The organism is Deinococcus arboris, assembly GCF_009755355.1.
In the GTDB taxonomy this organism is placed as follows: domain Bacteria; phylum Deinococcota; class Deinococci; order Deinococcales; family Deinococcaceae; genus Deinococcus; species Deinococcus betulae.
In genome coordinates this window covers 27,660-44,094 of record NZ_WQLB01000014.1, presented here as the reverse complement: position 1 = coordinate 44,094, position 16,435 = coordinate 27,660, and the positions used below count along the sequence as shown (strand labels likewise).

Here is a 16,435-nt window from a genome sequence, read left to right as displayed (position 1 = left end):
TTACCGGGGGCTTGCTGTGGGGTTTCTGTTTACCAGCGCTCGGTGACGGTCTTGAGCTGCATGAAGTTGGCCAGGTAGTCCGGGCCGCCCGCCTTGGAATCGGTGCCGCTCATGTTGTAGCCGCCGAACGGCTGCACGCCCACGATGGCCCCCGTAATTTTGCGGTTGAAGTACAGGTTGCCCACCTCGAACTCCTGCCGGGCCTGCTCCAGACGCTCGCGGCTGGAGCTGCACACGCCCCCTGTCAGGCCGTATTCCGTGGAGTTGGCGATATCCAGGGCGTCCTGCCAGTCCTTGGCGCGGATGACCGATATGACTGGCCCGAAGATTTCCTCCTGAGCCAGGCGAGAGTCGCGTTGCACGTCGCCCACGATGGTCGGCTGAATGTAGTAGCCCTGCTTGCCGCCGTACTCGCCGGGGGCCTGGCCGCCCAGCAGCACTGTGCCTTCTTGCGGCGCCAGATCCAGGTAGCTTTTGATCTTGTCAAAGCTCATCTGGTTGACCACGGCGGTCACGTTGGCGTTCTCCTCGCCGGTACCGACCTTCAGCGCGCGGGCGCGTTCCACGAACTGGCCTACCACCTCGTCGTACACGCTGTCCACCACGATCAGGCGGCTCATGGCGCTGCACTTCTGACCGTTAAAGCCAAACGCGCCCTGCACGGCGGCAGTTACGGCGTTGTCCAGATCGGCGGTCTCGTCCACGATCAGGCCGTCTTTGCCGCCCAGTTCCATAATCACGCGCTTGATCCATTTCTGCCCCGGCTGCACCTTGGCCGCCACCTCGTTGATGTGCAGGCCCACGGCGCGGCTGCCGGTGAAGGTGATAAAGCGGGTTCTGGCGTGCGTGGTCAGGTATTCGCCGACCTCTTTGCCCACACCCGGCAGGAACTGCAGCACCCCAGCGGGCAGTCCGGCCTCCAGCATGATGTCCACCATAAAGCCGGCGATCAGGCCGGCGTCTTCGGCGGGTTTCACGATCACGCAGTTGCCCACCACGATGGGCGCCGCTGCCATACCAATAAAGATGGCGCAGGGAAAGTTCCAGGGGCTGATGCTGACGCCCACGCCCAAAGGAATGCTCATCAGGCCGTTTTCCTCGCCTTCAAACCAGGTGGTTTCGCTGCTGCCAAAGCCAGCGTACTTCATGGCGCTGCGGGCGTAGTACTCCAGAAAGTCAATGGCTTCGGCCACTTCCACGTCGGCTTCAGCGTAGTTTTTGCCCACCTCAATGCTCATCAGGGCGCAGGCTTCCAGGCGGCGGCGCTTCAGGATCGCGCTGGCCTTGAGCAGAATGCGGGCGCGGGCGTCCATGTCCCACTTCTTCCAGCTCTCGAAGGCTTGCCAGGCGCCTTGCAGGGCGCGCTCGGCGTCCTGGATGGTCGCCTTGGCGGTGGTGCCCACCAGTTCGGCGGTGTCGCAGGGGTTGCGGCTTTCAATCTTCCCTTCGGTGTCCACGCGCTCGCCGTCAAGGACCAGCGGATAATGCTTGCCCACCAGCTCGGCGCGCACCTTGTTCAGCGCGGCCTGGTACGCGGCCACGTTTTCGGGCTGGGTAAAGTCAATGAAGCTCTGGGGGCGGTAGTCCTGAACTTTAATCATGGGGTGTCTCCTTGCAGTAGGGGGGCGAGGTCGCGGGCAAAGTCAGCGGGGGTGCGGGCCGGGCGGCCCAGCAGCCGGGGGAGGTCGTCCGAAACATGGGCGGCCAGCCCAAAGCGGGCGGTGGCATAAATGGCTTCCATGACCAGAATCTGTGCCGCCGGGACGCCCTGGCGCCGCAGGTGCTGGAAAAAAGCCAGTGGCGAGGGGTTGGTCGAGTGGATGGGGCGGCCCAGCGCCGCCGTGAAGGTGGCTGCCAATTCGTCGTAGGTCAGCGCCTGCGCGCCGGTCAGTTCGTAGGCCTTGTCCTCGTGCCCGGCCTCGGTCAGAACGGTGGCGGCGGCCTCAGCCACATCGCGCACGTCCACGAAGCTGGTGCGGCCCTGTCCGGCGGGCACGGCCAGGACGCCGCGCTTCAGATCGCTCAGGTGGGTGGTCGTCAGGTTTTGCAGGAAGAAGCCGGGGCGCAGGAAGGTCCAGGCCGCGCCTGTGCCGCGCAGGTACGCTTCAAGCTGCGCGTGGGGCGTTATGGGCAGGCGCTCAGCCCCTTGCAGAGACAGCAGGACAAAGTGCCGCACCCCTGCGCCCAGGGCCACGTCCAGCGCGGGCACCAGGTCGCGGGTCACACGGCTCAGTTGCGGGGGCCGCAGCACGAACAGCTGTTCCAGGCCCTGCATGGCGTGGGCGTAGGTGGGCCGCTCGCCAAAGGTCAGGGCACGGAACTCGACCTGGCCCGCCACGTCGGCCAGGGCCTCGCGGGCAGCCTCCGGGCGGCGGGCCAGCACCCGCACCTGCGCGCCCCGGCGCAGCAACGCCCTGACCAGCGGCGTGCCCACGTTGCCGGGGGCGCCAGTGACCCCGATCAGACCAGGCATCAGCCCTTGAGCATGCCGCGCAGCACGAACATCACGTTCGCAGGGCGCTCGGCGATGCGGCGGCTGAAATACGGATACCAGTCGCGGCCATAGGGGATATAGGCGCGCACCCGGTAGCCCGCTGCGGCCAGGCTCTTTTGCAGGTCGCGGCGAATGCCGTACAGCATCTGAAACTCGTAGGCGTCTTTAGCGATCCCGTGCGCCAGCGCAAACATCTTCACGTCCTCCACGATGCTTTCGTCGTGCGTGGCCACGTTGACGTAATTCCCGGCCTTCATGTGGGCGTACACCAGCTGGCGGTAGGCCGCGTCCACATCGGCCTTGACGGGCATCGCCACTGTCTCGGGTTCCAGGTACGCGCCCTTGACGATGCGGAGGTTCGGCTTCAGGTCGTCCAGGCTGGCACGGTCAGCCTCGCTGCGGTACAGGTAGCTTTGCAGCACGGTGCCCACATGGTCATGGCCGTACTCGCCGACCAGCGTGCGGAACTGCGCCAGGGTCTGTTCCACGCGTGGGTGGTCCTCCATATCCAGGCACACGAAGCCGCCGTACCCGGTGGCCCGCCCGATGATGCGCCGCGCGTTTGTCAGGCCTAGGTCCTCGCCATTCACCGTCTTGCCCTGGCCGACACTGGAGAGCTTGATGCTCACGTACGGCGTCACGCCGGCAGCGTGCGCAGCTTCAATGACCTTGAGCACGTTGTCGGCAAAAGCCGTGCACTGCTCGGGCGACTCGATAAATTCGCCCAGCAGGTCCAGATTGGCCAGGATGCCGTCTCTGGCCAGTTCCTGCACGGCGGCGATGGCGGTATCGGGGCCTTCACCGGCGACGAACCGCTGGGCCATGCCCCACCCACGCGCACGCACAAGGTTCTCGATGGTTTTCTGGCCGGCCACCGTCAGCACGGCTTTGCGGTACAGCTGGTTGAAGTCGGTCATAGAGCCTCCTGGGGAATAGTCAGGTCGTGCAGCACGAGGGCGGCAAATGTGCGGACATGGTGCCGGGCGGCGGCGCGGGCGGCGCGGGCGTCCCGGGCCAGCACCGCCCGCAGCAGCGCGGCGTGCTGTTCATCGGTCTGGGGGTGGGCGTTGTAGGTGCGGGTCTGGTGCTTAATGAGCGCCACACGCTGCTCCAGGTCGCGGGCCAGGTCAGTCAGGGCCGCGTTGTGGGCCGCGTGGGTCAGGGCGCGGTGGTAGGCAAGGTCCAGGCGGGTCTGCTCGCGGTAGTCGCTGCCTGGCGCGGCGTTCAGGGCGGCCAGGGCGCGGCGCAGGGCCTCGGCGTCGGCGGGGGTATGGTGCTGGGCAGCCAGGGCGGCGGCCAGGCCGTCCAGCTCCTCGCGTACCACGTAGGTGTCACGGGCCTCAGCGGCCGTCAGGGTCCGCACCCGTACCCCCTTGTTCGCCTCGGCTACCAGCAGGCCGTCCTGGGTCAGCCGCATCAGCGCCTCACGGATAGGCGTGCGCGAGACCCCAAACTGCTGTCCCAATTCGACCTCCCCCAGCCGCTCGCCGGGGGCCAGTTCGCCGTCCAGCACGGCGCGCCGCAGGTGGTCATAGACCCCATCGCGCACCAGACTGGGCCGCTCGAAACTTGCCATGTTGGATATTGTATACAATTTTTGGGCACGAAGAGCAGGCCTGAAACGCCTGAAAACGGTGCCGGCTTAGGCAAAAGGAAAAGACTCGGCGGAGGTCTTCTTAACTCCATGTGCCGCCCTGATTCGACCCTCTGTTGAGAACAAGCTCCTGAGAGAGCGGTAGACGACTTCACCTAAAGCGGCGTGGGGGCGACTCAGGACGCTCTTTAAGCCAACGGCCCTGTCTTACTCGCCCTCATCTTGGGTCAGGCGTTGCAGGGGGCGCAGTACAAATAGAAACAGCAGCGTTGCGCCGGCGGCAAAGACGTACAGATGAAGGCCGCAGGCCACCCCCACCCCAGCGGTGGCCAGCAGGCTGGCGGCGGTGGTCAGGCCGCGTGTCCTTTCGCCCTTGCCCGAAGAAAAGATGGTGCCGGCCCCCAGGAAGCTCACGCCACTGACCACAGCGGCCAGCACCCCCACGAGGTCAAAACGCACCGCCGGATTGTCGTTGCCAAACTGCCGAATCAGCTGCTCGGCCAGCACCACGAACAGCGCCGCGCTGATGCCCACCAGCATATGGGTGCGTAGGCCTGCCCCGGCGCGGTGGGCTTCTCGCTCCCAGCCAATCAGGCCGCTCAGCAGCGCCGCGACCAGCAGCCCTATCATCAGGTGCAGCTGCGTGATCAGTGGGGTCCAGACCTCCATGTGCCCCGACGCTACGGGCTCTCCGGTCAGCTCACAAGCCGGCAGCCTTTACCATTGATTGGTCTGCCGTCTGTCAGAGCGACGTAAAGTAACCCAGAGCACGTTTGCGGGGGGCGTCTCCCCCCTACACTGCACTCATAGTTTCCTGGGTACGCACATTGGGTAAGAGGCGCACAGGCAGATTCTGTGCGTCTCCCATGTTCTATGGAAGCTAAGGAGTGGATTATGGCAGTAGGGAAAGTTAAGTGGTTCAACGCAGAAAAGGGTTACGGCTTCATTCAGACCGAAGGCAGCCCTGACGTCTTCGCGCACTTCAGCGCCATCCAGGCCAGCGGCTTCAAGAAGCTGAACGAAGGCGACGAGGTCGAATTCGAAATCGAAGAAGGCCAGCGCGGCAAAGGCCCCCAGGCCAAGAACATTGTGGTGACCAAAGCGGCCCCCGTCAGCGAATACGGCGGCGGCAGCAATGGCGGCGGCGCCCGCCGCAACGACCGCTGGTAAGCCACACTTTCCAGCTGAAGAAGGCATCCAATCTGGGTGCCTTCTTCTTTTGGTCGAGGGTCAAGGGGATTGCGTGAGGGTGTCCCTGCTCACCGCCAAGAATGCTGTCAGGCAACTGAACTGCTGCTGTCAGCGCTCGCCTGGGCCGTAGGGTTCAATGGGAAAAATCCGCTCGGCCAGGGCCAGCAGGCCGCGTTCGCCCGCGCGGCCCTGACACGGCGCGGTGTGAGTGCAGAGGGTGACGTACCGGGTGCGCCGGGCCGCCACATGTACGCGGTACACGGACGCCTCGGTGCGGCTGCGGGTGTGGTGGCACAGGTCGCAGTGCAAAGCCCCCCGGTGCTTGGGGTCAAGCGGTGTAAATTCGGCCAGCTGGTCACCGTGCACCAGGGCCAGTCGGCCGTCGGCCACCGGGTACAGGCCCAGCGTGGGCGGCGCGTCCCCGGTGGCCGTTCCAAATAATTCGCGGTGCGTCTCTGGAAAAAGTTCGCGCAGCAGGTCCTGTACGCTGTGCGATTCCTGGTCCTTACGCTGAGGGTCGTTCATTGGTTTGCAGTGTAGGCGAGGCCCTGGGACCCGAAGGTGGACAGAGGCACAGCCCGCCGCTGGGCTCCGGCGCTACACTGCCTGGCGATGAGGTCGCGTACCGCCAACCGCAGCGGCATTGTGCTCCGGCGGCGCGTGACGCCTGCCGGGGACATTCTGGTCACCCTGCTGACCCCGCAGGGCAAATTAAAGGCCATTGCGCGTGGTGGGGTGCGCGGGCCGCTGTCCAGCCGCCTGAACCTTTTTCACCATGTGGGCGTGCAAATCTACCAGACGCCGCAGAATGACCTGGCCACTGTCAAACAGGCGGTGCTTGAGGGTGCGCTGCCGTCGCTGGCGCAGCCGGGCCGCTACGCCTTTGCTCACCTGATGGCCGAATTTGCTGACGCCCTATTTCAAGAAGGCGAATTTAGCGAGCAGGCGTTTGACCTGTTTGCCGGCGCGCTGCGCGGCGTGGCCCACCAGCCTGACCCCGAGTGGGTGGCGCTGGTCATGAGTTACAAACTACTGGCCCTGGCCGGTTTTGTGACGCAGACGGCGCGCTGTGTCCGCTGCGGCGCCCCCGAGCCGGAGCATCCAGACCCGCTGGGCGGACAGGTGCTGTGCCGCGCCTGCGCCGCGCTGCCGCCCTATCCGCCTGAGTCGCTGGCGTTTTTACAGGGGGCCGTGCGCCGCACCGTGCGCGAAAGCATGGCCCAGCCCCTGCCCACCGACCAGCGTCCGGCCCTGTGGCGCGCGTTGGAACGGTTCGTCACGGTGCAGGTGGGCAACGTGCAGTCCTGGCGTCAGCTGGTGCCCACGGCTGTCAGCGCGATGCAAGACACGCTCCGCACGTCTGACGTGGCCTGAGTGAAGGAGCTGGGAGCGCCGTCTGGCTCTTTCTTATGGACGCCGATCCGACCATTTGCGAAAACGACGAAATTCGATCAGGGCGAAGAAGAAAAACGGGTTCCGGGCGTGGTGTTGGTAAATCGCTGCCCGCCTGATAGACGGAAGCCGTAGCCGTTCAACCGCTGTTCATCAGCCATTGGCTCTGGTGCAGAACCCTGCTGGGGCGCTCATTCGAGAACTTTTGAAAACTGAGCCCTGAGGGCTCTGGCTGCTGCGTGGACGGCCAGAGTCGTGACCCTTCCCAGCTCAGAAGCGCGCTGTAATGAGGGTTTTACTTCTGGCAAGGGCAGCAGCTCTGCTTACTCACCCAGCGCGGCGATGGCGCCCAGCAGGGCCACTGGCGCGGTCTCGGCACGCAGGATGCGTGGTCCCAGGGTCACGGCCTGCGCGCCGCGCGACACCAGGGCGGCCACCTCGGCGTCGGTCAGGCCGCCTTCGGGGCCAGTGATCACCGTCACGGGGGCAGTCCAGCGCAGCACCTCGGCCACCCGCAGCACTGACCCCGGCTGCGCGACCAGCACTTGCCCCTGGGGGGCAAAGGTGGCCAGAGGGACAGGCGCATGCACCACAGGCACCACGGCGCGGCGCGACTGCTTGCTGGCTTCCTGCGCCACACGGCCGAGCCGCGTCAGTTTCTGGTCGCCTATCTCGCGCACGTCGGCGCGGGCCGTGACCAGCAGGCGAATCTCGGCCACGCCCAGTTCGGTGGCGGCGCGCACCACATCGGCCAGCTTGTCGGCCTTCAGCAGGGCGGCGGCCAGGGTCAGGGGAAACGGCGTTTCGGCGGCGCCGCTGACCGCCTCGCCCAGGGTCAGCACCGCGCTGCCGGCATCCAACTCCAGCAGGGTGGCCCGCGCCTCGTGGCCCTGGCCGTCAAAGACGCGGACCTCGTCGCCTGCTTGTAGCCGCAGGACATGTAGGTGGCGAGCCTCGGCAGGCCCCAGCGTCATGGTAGCCGCCAGTTCGGGGACCCGCAGGCGGTGGCGAGGCAGGGTCATGCGCCGGCGCGGGCCGTTACCAGTGCCCACTCGCCGTCTTCGCGCACCTGCACAGCGGTAAAGCCTTCACGGTCCAGGGCCTCCAGCACGAGCGGCAGCTTGCTGGTCAGAATGCCGGTCAGCACCAGGGGACCGCCGGGGCGCAGGTGACTGACATATTCCCCAGCCAGCAGGTCGTGCAGTTCGGCGTACAGATTGGCTACTAGCACGTCATACACGCCGTCCGGCACCACGTCGCCGGGCAGGTCGTCGCCCAGGGTGCCTTCTAAAAACACGGCCCGGCCCGTGGGCACCCCATTCAGTTCGGCGTTTTCCTGCGCAATCGGAATGGTGATGGGGTCAATGTCCACTCCCAGCGCGTAGGGCGCGCCCAGCAGCGCCGCTGCGATGGCCAGGACGCCGCTGCCGGTGCCGACATCCAGCACGGTTTGTGCCGTCAGGTCCAGGTCGCTCAGCGCCTCAACCGCCATGCGCGTGGTGGCGTGATGGCCAGTCCCGAACGCCATGCCCGGCTCAATGACCAGCGCGGTCTGCTCCGCCAGCACCTCGGCGCGCAGCCAGGGCGGCACGATGGTGACCCGGCCCGCCTGCACCGGGCGCAGGTTGGCCTTGAACTCGGCCAGCCAGTCCTGGTCGGCTTCACGGCGCCACTCGCCGTCGCGGATGTCGGCAGCCAGCTCGGTTTCCTCGTCAAAATAGGCCCGAATGACGCCCGTCCGTTCCTCCAGGCCCGTGGCCCCGGCCTGCCACAGCAGGTCCAGGTGGGCTTCGCGCGTCTCGAACGTTCCGGGGAGGTGGTACACCAGCATCCCGCCAGTCTAGGGCATGGCGTGGGCGGGGTCAGAACGTGCGGGGAAGCGCACCTATACTGACCAGGATGAAGCTCGCAATCGTTGGTGTGGGAAAACTGGGCCTGGCTCTGCTGGAGGGCGTGACGGCACGCGGGGTCATCCCGGCAAACGAGATTGGCCTGCTGGACACCAACGCGCCCCGCGCCCAGGAGATTGCGGCCCGCAGCGGGGCGCGCGTGCTGGTACCGGGTGACCTGGCGCGCGCCGAGCGCATCCTGATCAGCCTGCAACCGCGCGTGTTCCCCGAAGCCGCCGAGTGGCTGGCCCAGGAAAATGCCGGCTACATCTCCACGATGGCGGGCGTGAGCGTCACGGCGCTGACGCGGCGCCTGGGCACCAAGCGTGTGGTGCGCGTGATGCCCAATCTGGCGGCTACCATTGGCCTGAGTCAGACTGCCATCACCGGCCCGCGTGAGGCCGGAGACGCTGGGGACCTGGCTTTTGCCCGCACCCTCTTTGGCGCGGTGGGCGACACCTACGAATTGCCGGAACACCTGTTCAACGCCTTTACCGGCATGAGCGCTTCTGGCCCCGCTTACGCCGCTGTGGTGGCCGAGGCTCTGGCCGACGGCGGCGTGCGCATGGGCCTGCCCCGACCGCTGGCCAACGAACTCGCCGCCAAGCTGCTCGTGGGGGCCGGCGAACTGCTGCAGCGCCGCGCCCACCCAGGGCTGCTCAAAGATGAGGTTGCCAGTCCGGGCGGCACCACGATTGCGGGCCTGGCGGCGCTCGAAGCGTCTGGCGTGCGCGGCGGCCTGATTGAGGCGGTGGTGCAGGCCACCCGCCGGGGCACGGAGCTGGGCAAAGATCAGGACTGAGGTCCAGCAGGAGGGGAGCGCGGCTTCCCTCCCGCCTCCTGTCAGTAGGGGTGGCTTGCGATGTTTTTCAAAGTCGCTGACTCGGAAAGGCTAGGACAGTAAGACTCTGGACGCCTTTCCACGCGGCTGTTGCCCACTTTCTTTGACTGTGCCCAAAAAGCGGACCTATGAAAGCGCTTTCAGGTATGCTGTGGCATGCCTTCAGCCTTCTTTGCTCCGGCCCGCCGGAGGGCCACGCGCCGTTCATGACCCGCGCCGTGACCCTCAGTGAAGTGGCGCGGGAGGCGGGGGTCTCGCCCAGCACGGTCTCGCGCATTTTGAATGGTACGGCCCGCGTCAATGACGACAAGGCGCGGCAGGTGCGCCAGGCCATCGAGAAACTGGGCTATACCCGCAACGCCTTTGCACGTAGCCTGGCCACCGGATCGTCGGGCATCGTTGGCGTCCTTACACCGGATATCGCCAGTCCCTTTTACAACGATGCCCTCAGCGGCATCGAGCGCGGCCTGATGGGCAGTGGCTTTTCGCCCCTGATTATCAGCGGACACTGGCGCACGGGTGAGGAAGAGCATGCCGTGAGCCTGCTGCTCAACCGCCGGGTCGAAGGGCTGATTATTCTGGGCGGCCAGATGCCCGACCACGAGATTCGGGAGGTGGCGGCCCGGCTGCCGGTGGGCGTGCTGGGCCGCGAGGTGGACCTGAAGGACTGGGGCGGCGTGGCGCTGACCATGGACAACCGCCAATCGGCGCGCGACCTCGTGACCTATCTGGTGGGCCGGGGCCACCGGGTGATTGGGCACATCAGCGGCCCGCAGGACCACACCGACGCCCGTGACCGCCTGCGCGGCTACCGCGAAGCGCTGGAGGAATGCGGCCTGCGCTTTCAGCCGTCGCTGGTGGTGCAGGGGGACTTTCAGGAGCCGTCTGGTCTGATCGGGATGCAGCGTCTGCTCAACCGCCACGCCGACCTGACGGCCATTTTCGCGGCCAACGACCAGATGGCCTACGGCGCCCGGCTGGCCCTGCACCGCCTGGGCCTGCGCGTGCCCGAGGATATGTCTCTGATCGGTTTTGACGACCTGCCGGGGTCGTCGTACACCACGCCGCCGCTGTCGTCGGTGCGCCAGCCAATGGCCGAGATGGGGCAGTGGCTGGCGCGGTACGTGCTGGGGCGCCTGCGCGGCGAAACCCCCGAACCGTTCGCGCCCCGCCAGGAGCTGATGCTGCGAGAATCGGTCGCCAGCCGCCGGGGCACCCACTGATGGATAGGGGAGGAGGTACAGATCTGGAGGCGCCGGCCTTGAGGGAGGCTCAAGCCTCTTCAGGGCACGGCGCGGAGCAGGCTCTGACCTGCTCAGTGGTTTCACGATAGGTGTTCCAGGCCTGTCTTGCCGGAGCACAGTAAGCGCCTCGGGCGAGATGGCAGATGGAGAGAACGAATTCTTGCCGGCTTCTAAAGCAGCGCGGGCTTGAGTTGGCGCTCAATTGCACGCTCGCCGGGCGAATTCAGCCCTCAGTCAGTCTCCAGACGACGGAATAAAGCAGCAGGCTGCGGGTCATTTCAGCCTCTCCTGCGCAGCCCTGCAAGTCGGCAGAGTCTGAGGCAATTGCTCCATTTGCACCCAAACATAGAACTGTCACGGTCAAGTGCGGCCTTGACGTTGCCATCGGTCCACACGCCCGGCTCGCTCTCACCGCAGCCCCTTAGGCTCGGCGGGTCACCTGTTCACGAATGGCCTGCTGAACGGCTTTGGCATACAGCTGACCGGCCTCGTCCGGCGGATAGCCGCTGTGCCGCTCCCGCCGCAGCTCGAAAAAGAGGCAGGTCCGCAGCACGTCCAGGTCGGTGGGCAGCGCGCCCGTCCTGGTGTATTGGCTCAGGGTCGTGTTGGCAATGTCGGCACAGCGCTCAAAGCTATTCCAGTGCGTGTATCCGTCGAAACTTGAAGCGAAGACTCGCCACTCCTGGTCATCCGTTGGCAGGTGCTCTGGACGCAAATCGGCCGAGGCGATCACTGGTGACATGGGTCAACCTATCGCAGGCGCGTGTTCATTGCCCCTGAGGTGCCGGCATTGCTGAGGTGCTGACGGCGGCGCTATCAGGGGGAAAGACCTTCAATCTCCCGGTTTGCACTTGACTTCACCCGCTTCGCGTCCGCTCTGGGATAGGTGTGACACGTTGAGCGGAAGGAGAGAGGCCAGCCCTCGTACACCCGGTTGTAGTTGAGGTTGACGCTGATGTCGTCGCGCTGCATGGTGACATTTTCCTTGACCTGGGTGACATCGGTGAAGCCGGCGGCGGCCACAGCTGACCGGATGGCTTCGAGCTGACCGGCGATATTACCTTTCGGGGCCTTCATGCTGCCACCACCGACGTACCGCTGACCGATGCCGCCTGGGCACGAGGCCCAGCGGCCTATGGCCTTCAGATCGGTGCCCCTCAGCGCTCTGGCGGCCGCAAGCATGGCGTCGCGGGCAGCATCAACCGCGGCCTGCTCGGTGGCCTGGGCTGAGCGCTCGTCACGCCCTAACGAGCAGGCCGCGAGCAGCGCCGCGAGGCCCAGCAGGGTCAGGGATGGGCGGGCACGTTGAAAGCGGAACGCCAGCATAGCCGCATCATAGGCGCGAAGCGGCCTGCTTCAGTCCTGGCCGCCTCAGGCGCCCTCTTGATACGGTGGCATGGTGCCGTTTCGACCACTTGAAGAAGACCAGCCGAATGTCAGGGTCTCCTGCCGCGCCTGTCAGTGGCGGTGGACCATCTATATGCAGCAACTGGGGCTTTCCTTGCCGTGCCCGTCATGCGGTGCAGTCGCGCCGCCACGCTATGAGGGAACCACGGCGGCAGGCAGTGGAGGCCAGGTGACGTTCAGCACCTTTAAGCAGCTGCTCAGTCAGCCGGGCACTTCAGCAGAGTTCATTGGCCTGGTCGAACATCTGCTAAACCTTCGGCCTGAGGCTGACCTGCGGTTTGTGGATGCCGCTGGACACGCTGTTGAGCTTGAGGAAGTGCATTACCGCATTCAGGGTCAGGCGGCGTGGCAGGCCACGCTGTACAACCGTGCGATGAACCACATTCGTTGACACAGTGCAGGCGAACCTTGTTCACCACTCTAGGCTGGTGCGGCGAGTGCAGCGTAGCCGAGGACAAAGGTGGTCGCACAATCTGATGCCGTCCTGGGCCGATGCAGGTTGGTAACCACATTTCATGCTGAGTGCGGCGTCATCTTAATCTCCAGAAGTCTTATGAGCGTCAGGGGATGCTAGGGAGCGACTCCGTTGTAAGCTCTGTCCTTCTGCCACGAGTGGCCTTAGAAAGCTGATGCCTCAGCGTCCATGCGGATACTTGGCCACCAATGAATTCTTTCGCACATCGCTGGCCCTGTCAGCCGCTAGGCTAGGCGCCGATGACCGCGCGCCGTGCCCGACTGCTGCTTGCCTGCCTCCTGCTGCCCGCAGGGGCGCAGGCCCTGGCTCCAGATGCCAACTATTATCCACGCCGACCAGGAATGCGCTGGGTGTACAGCAGCGGCGAAACGCAAGTGGCTGGGGCGCCAGTCGTTCACCGGGGCGTCACCGTGACCCCAGTCAGTCACCAGTACGGCGCCACCACCTTTTCACAGGATCTGTTAGAACATCGCGCCGACGGCAGCGTGTGGCTGCGCGGCGTGAATACGGGGGGGCGCCTGACGTGGTACACGCCGCCTCTGAACATCTACCCACCCGGACCCTTGCGCCCTGGCATGACCTGGCAAAGCGCCGCCGCTGGGGTCACTCAGCGCTCGCTCGTGACGGGCGTGGCGCCGCTGACCACGCCTGCGGGCGCCTTTAACGCCCTGAAAATCCGCACCGAAACCACAGCCGGCGGCAAGGTCAGTGCCCAGACCACCTACTTTGTGCCCACGGTGGGTGTGGTGCGTTTTGACACAGCCGACGGCAGCGTGATTCAGCTGGTGAAATAACGCCTGGCAAGGCTGACGGGCAGCGGCGGCTCATTTACCCTGAGGCTAGCCACACCCCACATGACTGTTGGCACCGCTGTCTGTTTCGGCCACTCTTCGCCCCAGTACGGTTGAAGAGTGATGCTCTCAACTGCTCTGAGGGCCTGTAAAGGCGGCTGGTAAGTGGGGTTGAGCAGGGCGGCCATACATAGGTGTGCATCACAACTGGAGGGAGCAGAAGCTCCTGGTCCGCTCACTGCACTTTGCAACCTGCTCTATTTGGGGCGGCGAGCGCGGTAGGTTAGCAGGGCGGCATACATCTTGGTGCGGGCCTGGGCACCGCGCCAGAAGCCGCGCTTCTTTTCCTTGACCACCTGGGCCACGTTGGGGAGCGCCATATACGCCCACCGCGCCCCGGTGACCTTGAGGTGGCGGGTAATGGCCGGTTCAGGCCAGCGCTCGGCGCCCAGATCGGGCACGCCCAGCAGCCACGCGCGGCGGCAGGCCCGCTGGCCGCTCAGGTGGGGGGTCAGCTTGTTGCCCCAGTCAGTTACAAAACCGCCGCCCTCGAATACCCCGATGCTCATGTCCAGGGCGCCGCTTAGCACAGGCCCGCACAGGCGCTGCAGGTGGTCCAGGGTCAGGCCGGTCAGGTCGGCGTCCAGCAGCACTACGGTCTCGGCGGTGGCCGCCTGCAACCCGGCCAGCAGCGCCGCGCCCTTGCCGCCGTTCTCGGGCAACTCCACCACCTGCGCGCCCGCCTCGCGGGCGGCCTGGGCGGTGCCGTCGCAGCTGCCGTCCGACGCCACCACCACCTGCGGCGTCAGTTCCAGGGCCACGCGCACCACGGCGCCCACGGTGTCGGCCTCGTTGTAAGCGGGGATCACCACCGCCAGAGACGGGGCAGAGGAAGCGGCCATCGGCATGCCGCCTATGGTAAGGGATGAGAAACGGCCTGAGCTCTGAGGCCACGCTGTCACAGAGTCTCTGGTCCCCTCTCGCAGATGGAGGTCTAGGGCTCTTTATGATCATTCAGCAGACCGGAGGCAAGTAGGCTAACCACACTCAGCCGGCCTCTGCCCCTGGAGAGGAGCTTTCGTCGAACGGCTGGTGGCGCTCCACTGTTAGGAGAACCTGCTCTAGATTGATCTCTCAGCGGCCCTGAGGTCAGCGGATTCAAAGCGGCACGGAACAGAGCCCCTGAATGACCTGAAGGCCAGCGTTTGCCTGCCATCAAAACAAGACGGTGCAAAGCTGCTCTCAGTGCGCAGTGATGTCCCCGGTTTCCAGCTCGGCCAGGCGCAGGGTGGGCACCGGCTCGTCGCGGCCCACGGTGGCGGCCAGCCAGGTGCCGTGGCGCACCAGCAGCAGGTGCAGGTCCGGCACGCGCACCACCAGCAGGTCGTGCAGAATCATGGGGGCCAGACCCGGCAGCACCGCCACCAGTTCGCCCTTGTAGTCGTAGCGCAGGGTGACGCCGCGCGGCCCAGCTTCCAGGGTGAGGGGGTCATCGGTCAGCTGCACACTGAGAAAGCCCTCGTCGGTCAGGGTGAATCGCTCGCCCTGACGCGGCTCGGGCAGCGGCTCGGGGCGGTGCAGCGCGGCGTGCAGCGCGCCGTGGAGCCGCTCGGCGGCGCGGGGGTGGAGCCCCAAGGCGGCGGCAGCCTCCTGAAACGCCCCGGCAGCCTGCTCCGGGGCCGTGCGCCCCAGACGGGCCGAGAGGTTGTCCACCCCCTTGCGGGCAAAGGCCAGCAGCACGTCCGGCGTGGCGGCGTGGTATTTGCGGGCGCTGTCTGGCCCCAGGCTGTCCAGCTGTAGGGGGCCGCCGCGCAGCAGGCCAGCGGCGGCGCGCGCCAGGCGCAGGTAGGCAAACTGTTCCTGGCTGTCCAGCAGCAGCGAAACTGCGCGGGCCAGCGACGCCCGGCGGCCCAGTTCGACCGCCGCCTGACTGTCGATGTGCAGCATCAGGTAGGCGCCGCTGACAAAGAGGCGCAGGTGAGTGCCGGGCAGCGCCACGGTCTGGGTTCGGTCGGCGGGACTCAGGCCAGGGCGCAGCAGCGTGACCTGGCCGTCCACCTGAAGCTGCCAGTTGGGGCCGATAGGCTGCCAGCGCAGTTCCAGACCGCGCCAGCGGGCCGCCTGGGCGCCGCGCAGATGCACAATCAGCCGGTCGGCGCCGTCATCGGGCACGCGCATGGCGCTGGCGGGATGCTGAGCGTACAGCACGCTGCCGTGCGGCACCGCCCCCAGGGTGCGGCTGGGGGCACTGTCCAGTAGTGGCTCCAGCTGGTCGGCGACCTCGCGGGCCGCCACCCGGATGACCGAGCGCTCGCGCGGGTCGCGCGGCAGGGGATACTCGGCCTTCAGGGCCACGATCAGGCGCTCTCTGGCTTCGGGGGCCATCGGCTCGCGCTCGGCGGCGGCCAGCCGGGCGGCCAGCACGTCCTCGTCGGGGTGGCGCGGAAACGGCTCGGCCTGCACCTCCGACAGGGCGGTGCGCACCTGACTGCGGCCCGCCTCGGTCAGCAGCAGGGTGCTCAGGGCGCCCGCAATGGCCTGGTTGACTTCGGGGTCGTGCAGGTCCATCAGGGGGTCGTTGGCAGCGGGCACCGGCACGGGCTTGTACCCCGGCCCCACGGCCCGCTCGGCATTTTCTACGACGGTGTACAGCACCCGCAGGCGCTGCAAGGTGGCGTCGCGCTGCCAGTGCCCGGCCAGTTCCTGCAGGGTGCGGGCAGCGCGGTGGTGCCACAACAGGGTGTGCAGTTCTTCCCAGGCGCGCGTTTCGTCCGAGTCGGCGGTGGCGGGCGCCTCCCAGGCCGCGTGAGGCAGCGGGGCGGGGCGGCCCCGGTGGGGTAGGGGGACCTGGCCTCCCTGCTGTCCCCGGAACATCCGGTCACTTTCCATGACCCGCCGCAGCAGGGCGGGTTCCAGGGGGGCCCCCAGCAACTCCTCGCGCAGCTCGGTCAGGGAGCGCCGGCCCCCGCGCGGCACCCGGCCCTCCAGCACATCGGTGACCTTGTATTCAAACAGCTCAACCAGTTCGGCCCAGTACGGCATCACGCGGCCTCTGGCGCCGCACAGCCGACCCTACACGCCAACGAGCAGAAGAAAACAGCAGGAAGAAAGTGGCGG

The 16,435-nt window shown here is 66.4% G+C and carries 18 protein-coding genes; 6 read left to right on the top strand and 12 right to left on the bottom strand.

All coding sequences use genetic code 11. The annotated features are described in order from the left end of the window. Positions 1-29: 29 nt before the first annotated feature. From pruA to GO986_RS11640, 5 genes are all read right to left on the bottom strand, one after another. Positions 30-1,601 carry an L-glutamate gamma-semialdehyde dehydrogenase gene (gene pruA / locus GO986_RS11660; RefSeq protein ID WP_157459474.1) on the bottom strand — a complete coding sequence of 524 codons (1,572 nt, stop codon included), beginning with the start codon at positions 1,599-1,601 and terminating at the stop codon, positions 30-32. Continuing rightward, positions 1,598-2,473, bottom strand: coding sequence for an SDR family oxidoreductase (locus tag GO986_RS11655; RefSeq protein ID WP_157459473.1), 876 nt, complete (start codon positions 2,471-2,473; stop codon positions 1,598-1,600). The genes pruA and GO986_RS11655 overlap by 4 nt, the downstream gene beginning before the upstream one ends. Continuing rightward, positions 2,473-3,411, bottom strand: a complete 939-nt coding sequence (locus tag GO986_RS11650) for a proline dehydrogenase family protein (RefSeq protein ID WP_157459472.1) — start codon at positions 3,409-3,411, stop codon at positions 2,473-2,475. The genes GO986_RS11655 and GO986_RS11650 overlap by 1 nt, the downstream gene beginning before the upstream one ends. Further along, entirely contained in the window at positions 3,408-4,070 is a 663-nt protein-coding gene (locus GO986_RS11645; protein WP_157459471.1) for a GntR family transcriptional regulator, read from the bottom strand. The genes GO986_RS11650 and GO986_RS11645 overlap by 4 nt, the downstream gene beginning before the upstream one ends. A 225-nt stretch (positions 4,071-4,295) precedes the next feature. Next, on the bottom strand, positions 4,296-4,757 hold the full coding sequence (locus tag GO986_RS11640) for an MgtC/SapB family protein (protein ID WP_157459470.1): 462 nt from the start codon (positions 4,755-4,757) through the stop codon (positions 4,296-4,298). A 225-nt stretch (positions 4,758-4,982) separates the two neighbouring features. On the opposite strand from GO986_RS11640, the gene GO986_RS11635 reads away from it, so the two are divergent. After that, the gene (locus tag GO986_RS11635; RefSeq protein WP_157459469.1) at positions 4,983-5,258 is read left to right on the top strand and encodes a cold-shock protein; all 276 of its coding nucleotides are present in this window, start codon (positions 4,983-4,985) and stop codon (positions 5,256-5,258) included. A 129-nt stretch (positions 5,259-5,387) separates the two neighbouring features. On the opposite strand, the gene GO986_RS11630 is transcribed toward GO986_RS11635, so the two are convergent. Next, the gene (locus GO986_RS11630) at positions 5,388-5,804 is read right to left on the bottom strand and encodes a hypothetical protein (RefSeq protein ID WP_157459468.1); all 417 of its coding nucleotides are present in this window, start codon (positions 5,802-5,804) and stop codon (positions 5,388-5,390) included. 87 nt (positions 5,805-5,891) lie between these two features. On the opposite strand from GO986_RS11630, the gene recO reads away from it, so the two are divergent. After that, positions 5,892-6,653: a DNA repair protein RecO gene (gene recO / locus GO986_RS11625; RefSeq protein WP_157459467.1), complete on the top strand. Its 762-nt coding sequence runs from the start codon at positions 5,892-5,894 to the stop codon at positions 6,651-6,653. A 341-nt stretch (positions 6,654-6,994) separates the two neighbouring features. Here recO and GO986_RS11620 read toward each other — a convergent pair whose 3' ends face one another. Together GO986_RS11620 and GO986_RS11615 are read right to left on the bottom strand one after the other, a co-directional pair. Continuing rightward, the gene (locus GO986_RS11620; protein WP_157459466.1) at positions 6,995-7,693 is read right to left on the bottom strand and encodes a 16S rRNA (uracil(1498)-N(3))-methyltransferase; all 699 of its coding nucleotides are present in this window, start codon (positions 7,691-7,693) and stop codon (positions 6,995-6,997) included. Next, positions 7,690-8,502 carry a 50S ribosomal protein L11 methyltransferase gene (locus tag GO986_RS11615; RefSeq protein WP_157459465.1) on the bottom strand — a complete coding sequence of 271 codons (813 nt, stop codon included), beginning with the start codon at positions 8,500-8,502 and terminating at the stop codon, positions 7,690-7,692. The genes GO986_RS11620 and GO986_RS11615 overlap by 4 nt, the downstream gene beginning before the upstream one ends. Before the next feature lie 68 nt (positions 8,503-8,570). Between GO986_RS11615 and proC the strand changes: the two genes are divergently transcribed. Beyond that, positions 8,571-9,362, top strand: a complete 792-nt coding sequence (gene proC, locus GO986_RS11610; RefSeq protein ID WP_157459464.1) for a pyrroline-5-carboxylate reductase — start codon at positions 8,571-8,573, stop codon at positions 9,360-9,362. A gap of 245 nt (positions 9,363-9,607) precedes the next feature. Continuing rightward, positions 9,608-10,624: a LacI family DNA-binding transcriptional regulator gene (locus GO986_RS11605; protein ID WP_157459463.1), complete on the top strand. Its 1,017-nt coding sequence runs from the start codon at positions 9,608-9,610 to the stop codon at positions 10,622-10,624. A 442-nt stretch (positions 10,625-11,066) separates the two neighbouring features. On the opposite strand, the gene GO986_RS11600 is transcribed toward GO986_RS11605, so the two are convergent. Next, positions 11,067-11,387 carry a hypothetical protein gene (locus GO986_RS11600; RefSeq protein ID WP_157459462.1) on the bottom strand — a complete coding sequence of 107 codons (321 nt, stop codon included), beginning with the start codon at positions 11,385-11,387 and terminating at the stop codon, positions 11,067-11,069. 74 nt (positions 11,388-11,461) lie between these two features. Next, the gene (locus tag GO986_RS11595) at positions 11,462-11,971 is read right to left on the bottom strand and encodes a hypothetical protein (RefSeq protein ID WP_157459461.1); all 510 of its coding nucleotides are present in this window, start codon (positions 11,969-11,971) and stop codon (positions 11,462-11,464) included. Between the two features lie 250 nt (positions 11,972-12,221). Here GO986_RS11595 and GO986_RS11590 point away from each other — a divergent pair, with 250 nt between their 5' ends. Both GO986_RS11590 and GO986_RS11585 read left to right on the top strand, forming a co-directional pair. After that, positions 12,222-12,443 (top strand): hypothetical protein, encoded by a 222-nt coding sequence (locus GO986_RS11590; protein WP_157459460.1) that lies wholly within the window; start codon positions 12,222-12,224, stop codon positions 12,441-12,443. Between the two features lie 323 nt (positions 12,444-12,766). Then, positions 12,767-13,321, top strand: coding sequence for a hypothetical protein (locus tag GO986_RS11585; protein WP_157459459.1), 555 nt, complete (start codon positions 12,767-12,769; stop codon positions 13,319-13,321). A gap of 254 nt (positions 13,322-13,575) precedes the next feature. On the opposite strand, the gene GO986_RS11580 is transcribed toward GO986_RS11585, so the two are convergent. Next, on the bottom strand, positions 13,576-14,226 hold the full coding sequence (locus GO986_RS11580) for a glycosyltransferase family 2 protein (protein WP_157459458.1): 651 nt from the start codon (positions 14,224-14,226) through the stop codon (positions 13,576-13,578). A gap of 334 nt (positions 14,227-14,560) precedes the next feature. After that, a complete protein-coding gene (locus GO986_RS11575; RefSeq protein WP_439648711.1) occupies positions 14,561-16,360 on the bottom strand; it encodes a hypothetical protein in 1,800 nt (599 codons plus the stop codon). Between the last annotated feature and the right edge of the window lie 75 nt (positions 16,361-16,435).

Bases quoted from the DNA above. Each gene is read 5' to 3' on its own strand.
- GO986_RS11595 (WP_157459461.1), bottom strand. From the start codon at position 11,971: ATGCTGGCGTTCCGCTTTCAACGTGCCCGCCCATCCCTGACCCTGCTG.
- GO986_RS11620 (WP_157459466.1), bottom strand. From the start codon at position 7,693: ATGACCCTGCCTCGCCACCGCCTGCGGGTCCCCGAACTGGCGGCTACC.
- GO986_RS11655 (WP_157459473.1), bottom strand. From the start codon at position 2,473: ATGCCTGGTCTGATCGGGGTCACTGGCGCCCCCGGCAACGTGGGCACG.
- GO986_RS11605 (WP_157459463.1), top strand. From the start codon at position 9,608: ATGACCCGCGCCGTGACCCTCAGTGAAGTGGCGCGGGAGGCGGGGGTC.
- GO986_RS11630 (WP_157459468.1), bottom strand. From the start codon at position 5,804: ATGAACGACCCTCAGCGTAAGGACCAGGAATCGCACAGCGTACAGGAC.
- GO986_RS11585 (WP_157459459.1), top strand. From the start codon at position 12,767: ATGACCGCGCGCCGTGCCCGACTGCTGCTTGCCTGCCTCCTGCTGCCC.
- proC (WP_157459464.1), top strand. From the start codon at position 8,571: ATGAAGCTCGCAATCGTTGGTGTGGGAAAACTGGGCCTGGCTCTGCTG.
- GO986_RS11645 (WP_157459471.1), bottom strand. From the start codon at position 4,070: ATGGCAAGTTTCGAGCGGCCCAGTCTGGTGCGCGATGGGGTCTATGAC.
- GO986_RS11640 (WP_157459470.1), bottom strand. From the start codon at position 4,757: ATGGAGGTCTGGACCCCACTGATCACGCAGCTGCACCTGATGATAGGG.
- GO986_RS11580 (WP_157459458.1), bottom strand. From the start codon at position 14,226: ATGCCGATGGCCGCTTCCTCTGCCCCGTCTCTGGCGGTGGTGATCCCC.
- GO986_RS11635 (WP_157459469.1), top strand. From the start codon at position 4,983: ATGGCAGTAGGGAAAGTTAAGTGGTTCAACGCAGAAAAGGGTTACGGC.
- GO986_RS11650 (WP_157459472.1), bottom strand. From the start codon at position 3,411: ATGACCGACTTCAACCAGCTGTACCGCAAAGCCGTGCTGACGGTGGCC.
- GO986_RS11600 (WP_157459462.1), bottom strand. From the start codon at position 11,387: ATGTCACCAGTGATCGCCTCGGCCGATTTGCGTCCAGAGCACCTGCCA.
- pruA (WP_157459474.1), bottom strand. From the start codon at position 1,601: ATGATTAAAGTTCAGGACTACCGCCCCCAGAGCTTCATTGACTTTACC.
- GO986_RS11575 (WP_439648711.1), bottom strand. From the start codon at position 16,360: ATGCCGTACTGGGCCGAACTGGTTGAGCTGTTTGAATACAAGGTCACC.
- GO986_RS11615 (WP_157459465.1), bottom strand. From the start codon at position 8,502: ATGCTGGTGTACCACCTCCCCGGAACGTTCGAGACGCGCGAAGCCCAC.
- recO (WP_157459467.1), top strand. From the start codon at position 5,892: ATGAGGTCGCGTACCGCCAACCGCAGCGGCATTGTGCTCCGGCGGCGC.